The 13,316-nt window shown below is 64.6% G+C and carries 13 protein-coding genes and 2 pseudogenes; 7 read left to right on the forward strand and 8 right to left on the reverse strand.

Annotation, left to right across the window (positions count from 1 at the left end; translation table 11 throughout):
* Nucleotides 1-118 precede the first annotated feature (118 nt).
* Nucleotides 119-1,231 (reverse strand): GlxA family transcriptional regulator, encoded by a 1,113-nt coding sequence (locus tag AC1Q7F_RS19840; protein ID WP_492510055.1) that lies wholly within the window; start codon nucleotides 1,229-1,231, stop codon nucleotides 119-121.
* Between AC1Q7F_RS19840 and AC1Q7F_RS19845 the strand changes: the two are divergent.
* Together AC1Q7F_RS19845 and AC1Q7F_RS19850 are read left to right on the forward strand one after the other, a co-directional pair.
* A pseudogene (locus tag AC1Q7F_RS19845) lies at nucleotides 1,184-1,441 on the forward strand (transposase); the annotation flags it as partial. The gene AC1Q7F_RS19840 and the pseudogene AC1Q7F_RS19845 sit on opposite strands and share 48 nt — an antisense overlap.
* 307 nt (nucleotides 1,442-1,748) lie before the next feature.
* The gene (locus tag AC1Q7F_RS19850) at nucleotides 1,749-2,558 is read left to right on the forward strand and encodes a TonB-dependent siderophore receptor (protein WP_492510057.1); all 810 of its coding nucleotides are present in this window, start codon (nucleotides 1,749-1,751) and stop codon (nucleotides 2,556-2,558) included.
* Here the strand turns inward: AC1Q7F_RS19850 and AC1Q7F_RS19855 are convergent.
* A pseudogene (locus AC1Q7F_RS19855) lies at nucleotides 2,531-2,662 on the reverse strand (transposase); the annotation flags it as partial. The gene AC1Q7F_RS19850 and the pseudogene AC1Q7F_RS19855 overlap by 28 nt on opposite strands.
* Nucleotides 2,663-2,821: 159 nt before the next feature.
* On the reverse strand, nucleotides 2,822-4,105 hold the full coding sequence (locus AC1Q7F_RS19860; protein ID WP_492510059.1) for an NAD(P)/FAD-dependent oxidoreductase: 1,284 nt from the start codon (nucleotides 4,103-4,105) through the stop codon (nucleotides 2,822-2,824).
* Nucleotides 4,106-4,639: 534 nt separating this feature from the next.
* Between AC1Q7F_RS19860 and AC1Q7F_RS19865 the strand changes: the two genes are divergently transcribed.
* From AC1Q7F_RS19865 to AC1Q7F_RS19875, 3 genes are all read left to right on the forward strand, one after another.
* Nucleotides 4,640-5,383 (forward strand): DUF4198 domain-containing protein, encoded by a 744-nt coding sequence (locus tag AC1Q7F_RS19865; RefSeq protein ID WP_492510061.1) that lies wholly within the window; start codon nucleotides 4,640-4,642, stop codon nucleotides 5,381-5,383.
* Nucleotides 5,384-5,424: 41 nt separating this feature from the next.
* Nucleotides 5,425-5,805: a hypothetical protein gene (locus AC1Q7F_RS19870; protein WP_492510063.1), complete on the forward strand. Its 381-nt coding sequence runs from the start codon at nucleotides 5,425-5,427 to the stop codon at nucleotides 5,803-5,805.
* A gap of 73 nt (nucleotides 5,806-5,878) precedes the next feature.
* Complete coding sequence (locus tag AC1Q7F_RS19875; RefSeq protein ID WP_492510065.1) at nucleotides 5,879-6,316, forward strand: YqaA family protein; 438 nt, start codon at nucleotides 5,879-5,881, stop codon at nucleotides 6,314-6,316.
* 95 nt (nucleotides 6,317-6,411) lie between these two features.
* On the opposite strand, the gene AC1Q7F_RS19880 is transcribed toward AC1Q7F_RS19875, so the two are convergent.
* The 5 genes from AC1Q7F_RS19880 to AC1Q7F_RS19900 form a co-directional block, all read right to left on the reverse strand.
* Entirely contained in the window at nucleotides 6,412-7,206 is a 795-nt protein-coding gene (locus AC1Q7F_RS19880; RefSeq protein WP_492510067.1) for a GntR family transcriptional regulator, read from the reverse strand.
* 100 nt (nucleotides 7,207-7,306) lie between these two features.
* Nucleotides 7,307-8,230, reverse strand: a complete 924-nt coding sequence (locus tag AC1Q7F_RS19885) for a polysaccharide deacetylase family protein (RefSeq protein ID WP_492510069.1) — start codon at nucleotides 8,228-8,230, stop codon at nucleotides 7,307-7,309.
* On the reverse strand, nucleotides 8,230-9,183 hold the full coding sequence (locus tag AC1Q7F_RS19890) for a polysaccharide deacetylase family protein (RefSeq protein WP_492510071.1): 954 nt from the start codon (nucleotides 9,181-9,183) through the stop codon (nucleotides 8,230-8,232). Before AC1Q7F_RS19890 ends, AC1Q7F_RS19885 begins: the two co-directional genes overlap by 1 nt.
* A gap of 17 nt (nucleotides 9,184-9,200) precedes the next feature.
* Nucleotides 9,201-9,890, reverse strand: a complete 690-nt coding sequence (locus tag AC1Q7F_RS19895) for an isochorismatase family protein (RefSeq protein ID WP_492510073.1) — start codon at nucleotides 9,888-9,890, stop codon at nucleotides 9,201-9,203.
* A gap of 127 nt (nucleotides 9,891-10,017) precedes the next feature.
* Nucleotides 10,018-10,953 carry a LysR substrate-binding domain-containing protein gene (locus AC1Q7F_RS19900; protein ID WP_492510075.1) on the reverse strand — a complete coding sequence of 312 codons (936 nt, stop codon included), beginning with the start codon at nucleotides 10,951-10,953 and terminating at the stop codon, nucleotides 10,018-10,020.
* A 109-nt stretch (nucleotides 10,954-11,062) separates the two neighbouring features.
* Between AC1Q7F_RS19900 and AC1Q7F_RS19905 the strand changes: the two genes are divergently transcribed.
* Both AC1Q7F_RS19905 and AC1Q7F_RS19910 read left to right on the forward strand, forming a co-directional pair.
* Complete coding sequence (locus tag AC1Q7F_RS19905) at nucleotides 11,063-12,454, forward strand: MFS transporter (RefSeq protein ID WP_492510077.1); 1,392 nt, start codon at nucleotides 11,063-11,065, stop codon at nucleotides 12,452-12,454.
* Complete coding sequence (locus tag AC1Q7F_RS19910; RefSeq protein ID WP_492510079.1) at nucleotides 12,447-13,307, forward strand: hypothetical protein; 861 nt, start codon at nucleotides 12,447-12,449, stop codon at nucleotides 13,305-13,307. Before AC1Q7F_RS19905 ends, AC1Q7F_RS19910 begins: the two co-directional genes overlap by 8 nt.
* Nucleotides 13,308-13,316: the final 9 nt, after the last annotated feature.

Here is a 13,316-nt window from a genome sequence, read left to right on the forward strand (position 1 = left end):
TCGGTCACTACGATGAGCCAGAAATCCTCCCTTACGCAATCAGCCACTTCTGTCCCAAAGGGGCTGACGGCGGACATTTTGTTGATATGAATCGCTGGGCCGGACCCAACTTGCCTGGTCAATGTCGGTCAGTATAGGTGCGCCTGAGGGCTTGCGGGGGCTGCCCGAACGCACGCACGAAGGATCGGCGCATGCGTTCCGGATCATTGAATCCCGTGGAAACCGCAATCTTCTCAATGGGTTCCTGAGAGGTTTCAACCCGTTCGCGGGCGGATTCCAAGCGCAGCCGCTCCACGGCCTTGGCGGGGCTGACCCCCAGAGCCCGCACGAAGGCGCGGGAGAAATTACGGGGACTCATCCCTATACGACCGGCGAGATGCTCGACGGTCAAGGGTTCCGACAGATGCGCGCGCATCCAGTCCAGCAGCGGTGAAAAGACGCTCTCGCCGCCACCCAGTTCGGCGAGGGCGGAGAATTGCGACTGGCCGCCCGGCCGGCGGAAATACACGACCATTTCCTGCGCCACCTGCCGCGCGATCTTTTCCCCCAGATCCTCCGTGATCAATGCCAGGGCCAGATCGATACCGGCACTGACCCCGCCGGATGTCCAGATATCGCCATCGCGTACATAGATGCGGTCAGCCTCGACCCGCACATTTGGGTGCCGTTTCTGGAACTCTTCCGCCAACCGCCAGTGTGTCGTGACCCGTCGTCCGTCCAGCAGCCCTGCGGATGCAAGCAGAGTTGATCCCGAGCAGACACTGCACAGGCGCCGGGATTCCGCCGCACATCGTCGCAGATAGGACAGACTGTCCGGGCACTGCTCCGCTTCGGGCCCACTCGGCCCGCCAACGACGATGATCGTATCGGGTATGTTCAACTGGTTGGCGGCCACCGTATCGACCACAAGGCCCGATGAGCTTCCGATCCGTCCCCCGGCAATCGACAGCCCTTGAATGCGGTAGGTGTTCGGCACCATCAGCCCTGCAAGTTCAAACGCCGTGATAGGCCCTGACGCATCCAGAAGTTGGAAGCCTTCATACAGGAAGATGCCAATCGCTTTCGTCATTGGCCGAAAATGAGGGATCATAGTCATTTCGTCAATGGGCCAGCTCGGGCATAAACGGTGACGTGCTCCCTGGAAATGTGTCCGCTGTGAAGTAGAGTCCTCCTGGCCAAGGTGCCCCATGGCCACTGGAAGACGCTCACCTTCCTGGCTGGACTGCGGCATGATCGCATCATAGCCCCCCTGTTCCTGCCCCCATACAGTCCCGACCTCAACCCCATCGAGATGATGTTCGCAAAGCTCAAGACACTCGTCCGAAAAGCCGACGAGAGAACAATCGAAACCACTTGGCGCCGCATCGGAGCCTTGCTCGATAGCTTCAAGCCAGACGAATGCGCTGCCTACATCCGTCATGCAGGATATGCTTCAATCTAAACCTGACAGACTCTAAACCGTCTCGGCATCGATCGCGCGACCCGCCGGACAACGCCTTATCCCTGGCGTAGCCGGATGTCGGTGCCTGCCCCCCGAACGCGTGGGGGCAGCGATCGATCCATAGGCGCCAGAGCATACGCCATTTCCATATGCTGTCGCCCATGAACGGGCTGACACCATTGCCGAGCTGAAAATCCGGACCCGTCAGGGATTGCGGATCAATCCCCGTTTTGCCTTTCGCGTCAGCATGTCGAAGGGCGAGGTCTTTGAAGGACAAGAAAATGAAGAAGCTGATCGCGCTGGGCTTATGGCCAGCACCGCGCACCCGATCTTTGCCCAGGAAGCACCGAGCTGGACAGTCGACGAGATCATTGTCACCGGCGAGCGCCTGACCTATGGGGCGCCGGAATCCAGTGCCGGTACCCGCAGCCGCACAGCCATCATCCAAACGCCGCAATCAATCCAGGTCCTGACCCGTTCGTTGATTGAGGAGCAGGATCGCCGCAGCCTGACCGATGCGCTGGTCAATGTTTCGGGCGTGGTGCCGAACATGCCGGAGGAGGGGATTACGGTCCGTCCGCTGGTTCGCGGCTTTCCTGCCGAGATCTATCAGGATGGCCTGCCGATGTATGGCTTGACCCAGGCGGCCAATGACCCGACCAGTCTGGTCGGTGTGGCCCGCATTGACGTGGTGAAGGGACCATCCTCCACCCTCTATGGCGGTGGTGTGGGGTCCCCGCTGGGAGGCCTGATCAATGTCGAGACCGAACGGCCGAAACAGGAGATGGGCGGTTTCCCAGCGCTGCGCGCCGGCAGCTATTCCACCGTCAATCCCTATGGTGAATTGAATGTACCGCTGGCCGACAGGGTCGCCGCGCGCATTGCTGCGGAATACCAGCGCAATGAGAGCTGGATCGACCAGTTGGACGGCGAGCGGCTATCCGTGCAGCCCGCCCTTTCTTTCCAGCTCAGTCCCCGGACGGATCTGCTGGTCCATGGGCAGTATAGCCGGCGCCGCCAGCTTGAATATTCCGGCATTCCTGCCGCGCAGGCCCTGGCCGGAGAGATCGACCGCAATGCCTTTGCCGGCGCCACTGACAGCCAGACGGCGACCTGACACTTATCCTGCTTGCCGATCCGACTGCCGTATTGGCGGGCAACGCGCAACGGGTGGCTGTCCTTCTTGGGCATGGCAGTGTCGTTGATGATCCAGGCCCGCAACCGCATCCCAAGCCGCCGCTGCTCCAGCTGACCCGCCGCGATGTCTGGGAACAATGGATGCGGGGCCAGCGGATGGCGTCATCCCCCCGCAGGCGGCGTTCCGGGAACGGATATTGGCCCGAGACATCGGCGGCGCGGGCAGGTAGCTGAACGGTTGCGTCACCAGCGTGCGGACGTCGCATGCACGATCTGGGCGCCGGCTTCATAGAAGGCCTCTCGGGCCCGGCCCAGTCGCACCCGGGTGACCGGCGATGCGGGCAGCGGCAAGTCCGCGTCAGCCAGGGTGCCCAGTATCAGCGATGCCGCCAGCCGGCCGAACAGGGTGCCGGGTGCGATGCCCCGACCATTATAGCCGCTGAAGCTGATCACATTGTCGGCGAAGCGGTGGAAGCGCGGCAGGTTGTCGTCGGTCATGCCGATCTGTCCGTACCATTCCGTTTCAAATGTGACGGGGCCGATCTGGGGAAACAGCCGGCGCAGGGCGCGGGTGGCCCAGGCCCGATGGATGGCAGCACCGGTGCCGCGCAGCGCGCCGACACTGCCGAACACCATCCGCCCGGCCCGGTCCATGCGAAACGAACTCAGCACGTCGCGTGTATCCCAGGCCCCTTCACGGCCGGGCAGGATGGTCTCGCGGATGTCGGGCGACAGCGGTGGGGTGGCGACATTGAAATAGGGCAGGTGGACCTGTTCGGTCCGCACCTGTGACCAGGGGCCGCTGGCATAGGCGTCCGTCGCTACGATTACCCGGTCCGCCGTCAAGGTGCCGCCATCCGTGGACAGCCGCCATTGTCCGCCTTGCGCCTGCGCGTCCCTGACCGGGCTGAAGGTGAAGATCCGGGCACCGGCGGTCAAAGCGGCGCGGGCCAGGCCACGGGCATAGGCCAGTGGCTGGATCGTGCCGGCGCGGGCATCCAGCAAGGCGCCGGCATAGGCGGACGATCCCGTCCGGGCCTGTGTCTCCGCTGCATCGAGCAGCCGGACGGGGGCACCGCGCCGGGCCCATTGCATCTGGCGCTGCTGGATCTCCGCCAGACCGCCGCGCCCGACGGCGCAATGCAGCGTGCCGCTGCGCTCCACCTCGCATGCGATGCCAAGCCGTTCCACCAGGGCAAAGACCTCCCGCGGCCCATCGCCCAGCAGCGTCAGCAGTCGTTCTCCCCGTACCGGCCCCAGCACATCACACAGATGGTCGGGCATGACCCACATGCCGGCATTGACCAGCCCGACATTGCGGCCCGCGCCGCCGAAGCCGGGCTCCACCGCCTCCAGAACAGTCACCGCGATCCCGGCTTCGGCCAGATGCAGCGCCGCCGACAGGCCAGTATAGCCGCCGCCGATGATCGCCACATCCGTCCGCGCATCCGCTTCCAGGGGCGTGCAGGCGGCGGGCACCGGGGCGGTCTTTTCCCAAAGCCCGTGGGAGCGGTCATTTCCCAGCATCTGTTGTTCCACATCCGGAATTTGTTGGGTGCCGGAGACAGCCATGGCGGATAAACATGATCCAGCATAGCGATGGTTGTTCCAAACATTTTCCCTTGGGGAATGAGGTATGAATGTAGAGTGGCACCCTGTGCGCAGATCATTCTGTCGCGGGATGAGGTCTTGATAATTCCTGATTTGATTGCCGGCCCCTGTCCGACGAAGCTCCCCGCCTGTTTTCCAGCGCCCTGTTGTAAATATAATGGCAGGGTGATGGGGGCCGTCGCGTGGTCGGAAGCGCTGGCGGCCTGAACCGTGACAAGGCGCTGCATCGTGCGGTGTATCGCGCCGTCAATCGATACCGGGACCTGATTGCCGCGGTCGTTGCCCGCATTGAGTCAGGGTCTGAGCGGCGCATCTTGCTGTTTGGGTACTGCATACAAGCGATGATTCCGTCACGGGGCTGGAAAACACCATGCGGCTGAGCAGGTCGAGGTTACGCTCAAAGCATAATAATCAAAGCAACCAGTAACCTTCAGACGAACAGGACGGGACATGAAAATCACTTATCTCGCGGCCGCGCTGACGGTCGGCCTTGCCAGCTTTGCCGGCGCCTTCTCCGCCGACGCCCATGGCATATGGTTCGCACAGCGGGCCAAGCAGACGGCCCTGATCTATGGCGTCGGCGCCGACGACCTGGACATGGTCAAGCGCCTGGGCCTGGTCACCGGGACGTATGGTTATGATGCCGACTGGGCACCCGTAGGCGCCACGCTCCGCGTCGCCGGCCCCATCGTGGTGGTGGACAGCGAGGCGCCGACCGTCGCCTTCGCCGCGATCATGGATAACGGCCTCTGGTCGCGCACGCCGGATGGCAAGTGGGTGAAGGGCGGGCGCGATACGGTGCCCGGCGCCGTTCTGGCCGAACGCACCATCAAATATGCCGTCCACCTGACCGGCACGCCCAATGCCCCCATCCCCGTCCTGCCGGAGCAGATGTTGCAGATCGTGCCGGTGGACAAGACCCTGCCGGTTGAGATGGGCAAGCCGCTGAAGATCCGCGTCCTCTACAAGGGCAAGCCGGTCAAGGATGCAGCGGTGAAGCATGATTTCGTCAACGATCCCGATCAGGAACCGGTGAAGACCGATAAGGACGGTGCGGCCACCATCACGGTGCGCAACCAGGGCCTGAACGTGCTGGCCGCAACCTATGTCGGGCCGTCGGATAATCCCAAGCAGGTGGACCATATCGAATATCTGGCCACCCTGTCGTTCGTGCTGCCGCACGCGCCGGAATAAGGTCTTCCGCCCCTGCCTTCATTCCTGAAACGGAGACGATCATGAAGCATCCTATGATCCGGCTGGCGCTGGCCGCCGCCCTGGCCCTGTCGCCGCTGGCCGTCCTGGCGCATGGGGACACCACGCCCAAGCATGGCGGCATCGTACAGATGACAGGTGAAACGCTGATCGAGCTGGTGGCCGGCACCGATGCCGCCAGCATCTATGTCAGCGAGGAGGATGAACCGGTGCCCAGCGCCGACCTGACCGCCACCATGACCATCATGGATGCGGCCGGAAAGCGGCAGCTGGACCTGACGCCCGCCGCTGGCAACCGCTTCGATGCGCCTGGTGTGAAGCTGACCGGCGGCGCCAAGGTGGCCGTGATGGTGGTCAACAAGGCCAGCCAGGCCCGCTCCATCCTGTCCTTCACCATCAAGTGAGGGGGGGGCACCGGCATGCCTTTGTCATTGACAGCCACCATCCACAATGGTCGCATGCCGGCGCGACCGCACAATGACTGACCTTGGTGCTTATTCCGGCCTGTTCTTCAGCGCGCTGGTTGCCGCGACCATCCTTCCTGCGCAATCGGAAGCTGTCCTGGTGGGGCTGCTGATAACCGATGCCTATCCGCCCTGGGCGCTGGTCACGGTGGCCAGCCTGGGCAACATTCTGGGGGCCGCCGTCAACTGGCTGTTGGGACGCGGGGTGGAGCGGTTCAAGGATCGGCGCTGGTTTCCGGTCCGCGAAGCTGCCTTGGAACGGGCGCAGCATTGGTATCGCCGCTATGGCCGATGGTCGCTGTTGCTGAGCTGGGTTCCGATCATCGGCGATCCACTGACCATTGCCGCCGGTGTTCTGCGGGAGCCGTTCCCCGTCTTCCTGGCAATCGTCAGCGTTGCCAAGGTGGGGCGCTATGCCGTTCTGGCGGCGGCCACCAAAGGTTTGATGTGAGCGCGGTTCTTCGGCCCCTCCGAAGAATTCATGTTCATGTGCGGACGGCCGGATATTGTGAGGTCGGGCATGTCATGCCTTGATTGGAAGGCGGCTCACCCGTCCGCGCGCCAGCTTCCGGCGGATTTGCGGGTGGAACGCATATGGTATTTGAAGCGGTCGGGCCGGTAATGGGCGTGGATCAGTTGCACCGCGCGGCCATCCTTGTCCCGCATCACCCGTTCCACCCGTAGCAAGGGGGAGCCGGAGGCCAGGTCCAGGGCGGCGGCAATATGGGGTTCGGCGGCAACCGCTGTGATCCATTGCTCCGCCTCATGCGGGGTGGCATCCACCCGTTCCAGCAGGACCAGGGTGGGGACGCTTTCCATTTCCTGCCGGCTGATGCGGGCGGCGATGTCGGCGGGCATATACTGGATGAGATAGCTGAACGGCTCGCCCGACAATTTGCGCAGACGCACGGCCCGCTGCACCGGCGTGCCCGGTTCGATATCCAGCAGGGTGGCAACGGCGGGCGGGGCCGGCAGGTCGGCCAGTTCCAGCACCTGCACCTGCGTTTCCAGCCCCATGGTCTTCAGGCTGTCGATCAGATTGTCGAAACTGCCATGGACCTGGGGCAGGGCGGCGGATGCGGTCACCACCGTGCCGCGCCCGCGATGCCGGCTGACCAGATCATGGGCCGCCAGTTCGTTCAGCGCGCGCTTCACCGTGATGCGCGACACGTCGAACAGCCGCGCCAGTTCCTGCTCGCCGGGGATCACCGACTGGGCCGGGAACTCGCCCGTGCGGATCTTTTCCCGCAGTACCAGATAAATCTGGTGATAAAGCGGGACTGGCGCGCTGGGGTCCAACTGATCCGGGGTCAGTCCTGCCGGGGGCACGTCTTGGTCCATGAAGGGGGGTCCAGGGGGCATGGGAAGGGAAGGCTCCCGACTTATCCGCATCTTGTGCCCGTGGCACAAGGTCCGCGTGAGGGTCGGGAGCGTCCGTTGATCATGCCGACAGGGCGCCGGTCAGGTCGGCCGGCGTCACCGCCACCGCACCGGCCCGGTCCAGCACGCCTTTCAGGCTGTCGCCCAGCGCCTTGACGCGATAGGGCAGGCCGCTGACATAGGGCCGCAGCGTCAAGGTCAGCAGGCGCGGGCTGTTGAAGCGCGTCGCCTCATCCAGCAGCCAGTCGGCCGCATCCGCCACCTGCGTGGCCCATTCATGTTCGGGCCGGGTGTAATTGATCAGGATCTGCCAGTCATCCAGCTCGTTGGACAAGGGCAGGGCGGCCAGTTGCCCCGATTCCGTCTGGAACCGGGTGGGCAGGTCGTCATGCGCCCAGTCGGCGAACCAGCTTACGCCCTGGGCCGCCAGCCGGGCCGGTGTGGCAAAGCCCTCGGCCCGTGCCGGGCTGAGCCAGCCATCGGGCCGGGTGCCGCCCGCCGCCTGGATCGCGTCCAGGGTGCGGGTGATATAGTCCTCCTCCACCGCGGCCGACAGGCCGGAATGGTGCAGGCTGTCCGTGTCCCAGCCATGGGCGCAGAGATTGTGCCCATCGGACAGGATATCGCGGACCAGCCCCGGATAGCGGTCGGCCACCGCGCCCTGCACCGCGAAGGTGGCGCGCAGGCCCAGCTTGCCGAACAATGTCAGCAGGCGATAGGCGCCGACGCGGTTGCCATAATCGCGGGTCGTGTAGTGGCGCAGGTCGGGATAGGGCGTCTGCATGGCGCCGGGCGCCTTGAAGGGCTGTCCCGACGGGTTCAGCGGGAAGAATTCCAGCGGCACCACCACCCACAGGCCCAGCTTCGCCCCGCCCGGCAGGGTGATGGGCACGCGGTCGATGAGGGGTGAGGCCGGATAATGGCCATGGTCCGGGCCGGCATGACGCCTGGCATAGGTGAGGTAGCTGTCGGGCAGGATGCTCATCACGCGCCCCCTTGCGGATTGAAGCCGGTGCCGGGCCGTGCATTGCCGCGCCGGGCAATGTCGGCCAGCGACTGGTCGTAATGGTTTGCCAGATAGAACTCGGCGATGTCCTTGGCTGTCGTCACCCAGACATCGTCGCGATGGCTGGTGATATAGCGCAGCGCCTCGCGGAACGGGCCGATCCGGTGCGGATGGCCGACCAGATAGGCGTGCAGCGGGATGCACATCACCGTGCCCGTCTCCGCCCCTTCTTCCAGCAACTGGTCGAAATGGCGCATCAGGGCGTCGGCATAGGCGCGCGGGCTCTGGTGATAGACGCCATAGGTGATGACGTCGTTGACCTCCAGGCTGTAGGGCATGGAGATCAGGCGATTGTCGCCCTTCACCTTCAACGGCTGCGGCTGGTCATCCTGGAACAGGTCGCAGCTATACCAGAACCCATATTCGGCCAAGAGGCCGAGCGTGCGTTCGGTATGGGTCAGCGCCGGGGCCAGATATCCGCGGATACGCTGTCCGGTCGCGTCCATGACGGACTTGATGCTGTCCTCCAGCACGGCGCGTTCCTGCGCCTCAGTCATGTTATAGGAATAGCGGGTGTTATAGATGCCGTGGCTGAAAAACTCCCAGTCGCGCTCCACGCAGGCGCGGATAATCTCCGGGTGATGGTCCAGCATGGCGACGGACAGGCTGATGCTGCCGCGCACCTTGAACTCGTCCATCACCTCCATCAGCCGCCAATGCCCGACCCGGTTGCCCCAGTCGCGCGCCGAATAGGGCACGATATCGGGATGCGGCCGGCCCCAGGGCTTGCGCGAGGGGTTGGTCGGCGGGTCGATCTCGTAGAATTCGATATTCGGCGCCACCCAGAAGGCGACTTTCTTGTTGCCGGGCCAGGTGATCCTGGGCCGGTCACGGTAGGGCCAGAAATCATAGAGGTTGGGATCGCTGTGCATCACTTCCGTCCTTCCGCTCAACCGGCCAGGGCCGCCAGATGGCCGTCCACCTCCGCCACAGTCACGACATCGGCATATTTCAGCAGAAGGTCGGTCAGGTTGGCGTAGTGGTAGCTCTCATGCTTGTCGGCCACGCATTCTTCCGCAACGATGGTGCGGTAGCCATGGGACAGGCTGTCCACCGCCGTGGCGCGGACACAGCCCGACGTGCTGCCGCCCGTGACGATGACCGTATCCACCTTGTGCCAGACCAGATAGCTGGGCAGCGGTGTCTCGAAAAAGGCCGACGGCATGCGCTTGTCAAAGACAAAGTCGACGGCAGGATCGATCTCCACGCGCGGGTCGAAGGCATGGCGGTCGCTGCCGGCCCTGATGTTCTGCAGACTGTCGGGCGTGTTGGTGCGGGTGCCCCAGACACCGGCGTCGCCGGCATCCGGCTTATACATCACGCGGGTCCAGATGACGGGCATGCCCAGCCGGCGGGCGACGGCGCTGATCCGGTTCACATGGGTGATCTGGTCCGGGTCGGTGACATAGGCGGTCTTGGGAAACAGGTCGGGTCGCGTATAGGCCTGCTGGAAATCGACATTCACGATGGCGACCCGGCTGCCGAAGCCGAATTTGGCGCGGGCAGGATTGGCCTTCACCTGTTCAAACAGCTCGCGGGCCGTCTTCTGCTCCCGCACCATGGTCGGCTCAAACCGCATCTGTTCGCCTCGTTTGCATGATGATTGATATAACTTTATATCATTTAATCGCATTTGCTGGGGCGCAGCAATGGGGAATTTGTGTGCCCCGGCCGGTTCCTCTTCCGGGGTCGGCTTCGCCGGTTCTTCATCCGGCATCGGCTCCGCCGATCAGGGTCGGGCCGGGTTCGCCCGTGATCTCTGCCATGGTCTCGGCAAAGCAATCGGCGACCCAGGCGCGGAAGGAGAGCGCGCTGGTGCTCAGCACCGTGCCCGTCTGCCAGACCAGATAATAGCCGTAGAGATCCTCCGCCTTGATGTCGAACAGCCGGACCAGCCGCCCGCGCTTGATTTCCTCCTGCACCATCAGGCTGCCGGCCAGCGCCACGCCCTGGCCGCTGCTGGCGACCTCCACCAGCATGGAACTGTCCGACAGGGTCAGGCCGGCGGTGGGCTCCGGCAGGCGCAGTCCGGCCGCGCGCAGCCAGGGCGACCAGCTTTGCCAGCCATGGCGCAGCAAGGTGCAGCGGCGCAGATCCTCCGGCGTGCGGATATCCAGACGGTCGCGATAATCGGGCGTGCAGACGGGATAGAAAATCTCTCCGCCCAGCCGCTGGCTGGCGCAATTGGGCCAGTCGCCGGAACCGTAGCGGATGGCCAGATCGACACCGCGCACCAGGAACTCCTCCAGATCCGCCGTCGACCGGATGGTCACGGCGACGTCCGGCATGATCTGCGTGAAGCTGCCCAGCCGGGGCAGCAGCCAGCGCGTGGCCAGGGCCGGATGGATGGAGATGACCAGCCTTTCATCACCATCGGTCCGGCGATGATTGGGAAAGGCCCGGTCGAGGATGGCCAGCGCCTGACGCACATGCGCCAGCAGGGTCACGGCCTCCCGCGTTGGCACCATGCCGCGCCCGGCCCGCCGGAACAGGGTGATGCCCAGCCTTTCCTCCAATTCACGGATACGGTGGCTGATGGCGCCATGGGTCAGACCCAGCTCGTCGGCGGCGGCGGAGTAACTGCCATGGGTTGCGGCGCGATCCAGGGCCCGCAAGGTCTCGATCGAGGGAAGGCTGCGCATCGGCGCTTCCTTGCTATTGTGAATATTCTTCACACTGTAGGTCAAATCATATCGTTTGTCATCGCCGGGTATTTCCCGGACGCTAGGTGTATAAACAAGGAGCACGCCCATGACGAGTGCCCTGAACGCAGGTGAGACGGGTCAAGGACAGGTGGAACGGATACGCAACGCGCTCCGGTCCGGCTGGTATATGGTAATCCTGCTCACAGCAGCGCAGATCATATCCTATATTGACCGTTTCCTTCCCAGCCTGTTGATCGGCCCGATCAAGGCCGATCTGGGCCTGACGGATTTCCAGGTCGGGCTGTTGCTGGGACCCGCTTTCGGCGTGTTCTATGTGCTGATGGGCCTGCCGTTGGGCTGGATGGCCGACCGGTTCAACCGGCGCGGCATCCTGGCCGCCGGCATCACCATCTGGTGCTCCATGACCGCACTGGCCAGTCTGGCCAAGGGCTTTCCGGCCCTGTTCGCCACACGGCTGGGCGTGGGGTTGGGGGAGGCGGCGCTGGCGCCCTGCACGGTTTCCCTGATCAGCGATCGTTTCCCGCGGGAGAAACGGGCCCGCGCACTCTCCATGTTCATGTCGGGCACCTTCCTGGGGGCGGGTGCCGCCTTCCTGCTGGGCGGGCCCTTGGTCCATGCCGTGGCCGGCCTGCCGGGCGTGGTGCTGCCAATTCTGGGCGAGTTGAAGCCATGGCAGATGAGTTTCCTGATCGTCGGCCTGCCGGGCCTGCTGCTGGCCGGGCTGATGTTCACCTTTGCCGAGCCGCCGCGCCAGGAGCGGGTGGTGGATGCGGAATCCGGGCTGGACGGGCAGAAAGCCTCCATTCCCCAGGCGCTGCGTTTCATTGCCAGGCGCTGGCGGGCCTTTGGCGTGCTGTTCGTCGGATCGGCGGCTGTCGTCACCATGGGATCGCTGGCCTTCTGGAATGCCAGCCTGTTTGAGCGCAGCTTCGGCTGGAATGTCCGCGATGTTGGCATTGCCACCGGGGTGATGTTCCTGACCGGCGGGCCCATCGGTACGGCCCTGGGCGTGTGGCTGACCAATCGCTGGATCAAGGCGGGCCGCAAGGATGCGACCATGCGCGCGCTGCTATGCGGGCTGTTCGTCGCCGTGCCGGGCTTTGCAGCCTATCCGGTGATGCCGACGGCGGAACTGGCCATTGCCGCCCTGTTCTTCGCCTTCGTGGGCCAGGCCATGGCGGCGGCGGCCGGTCCCGCCTCGCTCAGCCTGCTGGCGCCGGGGCAGATCAAGTCGCAGGCCACGGCCATCTATTATCTGGTGATCTCCATCTCCGGGCAATTGATCGGCCCGCCGCCCGTGGGCTGGATGACCGACATGTTCGGCGATCCGACCAAGCTGGGCTGGGCCATGACCATCGAGGCCGCAACCGTCGGCGGTGCCGCGCTGATCATCCTGTCCTTCGGCCTGCCGGCCTATCGCAAGGGCGTGGAAGCGGTGGAGCGCATGATCGGGGCGGGGGAACGTGATCATGGTTGAGCCGGTCCGTCCCACGCTGGGCACCATCCGCGCCGTCACCCATTGCCTGCCCGACCTGTCGGTCATCCGCACCGCCTATTCCGATGTGCTGGGTTACCGCGTGGTGGAGGAGGGGGTGGTACCGGCCGCTGTGGCAGCTTCCTGGTCCGCCCCCGCCATGGCGGGCCGGCCTTATCTGACGCTGGCGCCGGCCTGTGGCACCCCGGCCTTTCTGCGCTTTGTGGAAAGCAAGGCGGCGGCAGGCTGGCAGGCCCTGACTACCCATGGCTGGAACGCCACCGAGATCGTGGTGCAGCAGGTGGATGCGCTGGCCGCGATGCTGGAGAACAGCCCGTTCTTCCGCATCATCGGCCCGCCGAAAAGCCTGCAGCGCTTCCCCATGATCCGCGCCATGCAGGTGCTGGGGCCGGCCGGGGAATGCCTTTACTTCACCCAGGTGGGGGACGGTAGCGGCCTTGATCTGGCCCAAGCCAGGGCCTTTGTCGGCCATGTCTTCATCGTCGTGGCCGGCGGGGCCGATCTGCCGGCCATGTTCCGGGCCTATGGCGGCTTCGGGAACGAGATTGACCCGCCCGTATCCACCCGCGTCCAGGTGATTTCCTGGGCCAACGGCTTGGCCCCGGAGACGGAGCATGCGCACGGGCTGATCAAGCTGCCGCACGGCACCCTGATCGAGCTGGATGCCTATCCCGATGTGACACGCCCCCGGCCCTGTGCGGCAGGTGAACTGCCGCCCGGCATGGCGATGGTGAGTTTTGCGGTCGATGACCCGGCCCTGCTGCCGGGTGGCGGGGCCGCCACCTGCCGGCGCGGAGCGGCCGGCGAATGGATTGAGTTGATCGGGCCGGCGTGACCGATCCCG

It is taken from the genome of Niveispirillum sp. GW835-FHT14G11 (assembly GCF_058793615.1).

What these genes read in the sequence shown, in the direction of transcription:
- AC1Q7F_RS19840 (WP_492510055.1), bottom strand. Translation starts at nt 1,231, where the DNA reads ATGCCGCAGTCCAGCCAGGAAGGTGAGCGTCTTCCAGTGGCCATGGGG.
- AC1Q7F_RS19850 (WP_492510057.1), top strand. Translation starts at nt 1,749, where the DNA reads ATGGCCAGCACCGCGCACCCGATCTTTGCCCAGGAAGCACCGAGCTGG.
- AC1Q7F_RS19860 (WP_492510059.1), bottom strand. Translation starts at nt 4,105, where the DNA reads ATGCTGGGAAATGACCGCTCCCACGGGCTTTGGGAAAAGACCGCCCCG.
- AC1Q7F_RS19865 (WP_492510061.1), top strand. Translation starts at nt 4,640, where the DNA reads ATGAAAATCACTTATCTCGCGGCCGCGCTGACGGTCGGCCTTGCCAGC.
- AC1Q7F_RS19870 (WP_492510063.1), top strand. Translation starts at nt 5,425, where the DNA reads ATGAAGCATCCTATGATCCGGCTGGCGCTGGCCGCCGCCCTGGCCCTG.
- AC1Q7F_RS19875 (WP_492510065.1), top strand. Translation starts at nt 5,879, where the DNA reads ATGACTGACCTTGGTGCTTATTCCGGCCTGTTCTTCAGCGCGCTGGTT.
- AC1Q7F_RS19880 (WP_492510067.1), bottom strand. Translation starts at nt 7,206, where the DNA reads ATGGACCAAGACGTGCCCCCGGCAGGACTGACCCCGGATCAGTTGGAC.
- AC1Q7F_RS19885 (WP_492510069.1), bottom strand. Translation starts at nt 8,230, where the DNA reads ATGAGCATCCTGCCCGACAGCTACCTCACCTATGCCAGGCGTCATGCC.
- AC1Q7F_RS19890 (WP_492510071.1), bottom strand. Translation starts at nt 9,183, where the DNA reads ATGCACAGCGATCCCAACCTCTATGATTTCTGGCCCTACCGTGACCGG.
- AC1Q7F_RS19895 (WP_492510073.1), bottom strand. Translation starts at nt 9,890, where the DNA reads ATGCGGTTTGAGCCGACCATGGTGCGGGAGCAGAAGACGGCCCGCGAG.
- AC1Q7F_RS19900 (WP_492510075.1), bottom strand. Translation starts at nt 10,953, where the DNA reads ATGCGCAGCCTTCCCTCGATCGAGACCTTGCGGGCCCTGGATCGCGCC.
- AC1Q7F_RS19905 (WP_492510077.1), top strand. Translation starts at nt 11,063, where the DNA reads ATGACGAGTGCCCTGAACGCAGGTGAGACGGGTCAAGGACAGGTGGAA.
- AC1Q7F_RS19910 (WP_492510079.1), top strand. Translation starts at nt 12,447, where the DNA reads ATGGTTGAGCCGGTCCGTCCCACGCTGGGCACCATCCGCGCCGTCACC.